Genomic DNA, 743 nt, shown 5'->3' with positions numbered 1-743 from the left:
GACGCAGGCCATGACTGGCATCCCAGCGGGTCTGCCCACGCAGGCGCTTGAGCACCACGGTGGTGACCGACTGGGCGGTAAGGTCGGTGATGTCGGCCATGGCCGGAAAGCGACCGGCCAACCCTTCGATCACGTTGTCGCTGGCGCCGAACAGGCTGCCGATCGAATCCGCCTTGTCCTTGAACGGGTTGAATGGCGCCAGGGCGGTGTACAGCGGGCTGTCGTGCTGGTCCAGCCACTGTTCGAGACGTTTGAGTCGCGGGTCCAGTTCTTCAGTGCCGGGCGCTGGCTGGCCCATCGACTGAATCAGCAGCGCCAAGGATATTTCCAGGCCGCGGGCGGAAGTGATTTCGTCGCGGTCGTAGCAGGCCAGGGCCGCAGCCAGGCTGTAGGGGTTATCGACATGCTCGGGTTCGGCGGTCCCGAGCCAGGCGTCATGGTCGTGGCTGGCCTGCAAGGCCTGGTTGCGCAACGCGATGATCCGGCGTTCCAGTTCATCGCGCTCGGTGAGGAAGTGCCGGTACTTGGCGAGGTCGAGACGCTGTGCCAGGCGGGCGCCGTTGGGTGAGTAGTCTTCGTGGGTGAGGGCCTGAAAACGTGACTCGGACGGCGACAGGGCGGGGCCGCGGCGCTCGGTGCCAAGCCGGAACTCGGCCAGTTCCGGTGAAGGGGCATCCGCCGGGTACAGGCTTTCCAGCGTCTTGTTCAGCAGCATGGCCACCAGGTTGCGGTGGTGGAAATCG

1 pseudogene is annotated in these 743 nt (G+C 65.5%); it reads right to left on the bottom strand.

Annotated features, from left to right (window positions below):
• Positions 1 to 743: pseudogene (locus M2S36_RS24105) on the bottom strand (T6SS effector BTH_I2691 family protein); the annotation flags it as partial.

The organism is Pseudomonas sp. SF2 (assembly GCF_036858055.1).
In the GTDB taxonomy this organism is placed as follows: Bacteria; Pseudomonadota; Gammaproteobacteria; order Pseudomonadales; family Pseudomonadaceae; genus Aquipseudomonas.
Note: the sequence above shows the minus strand (reverse complement) of the source record. Positions and strands in the feature narration are given on the sequence as shown.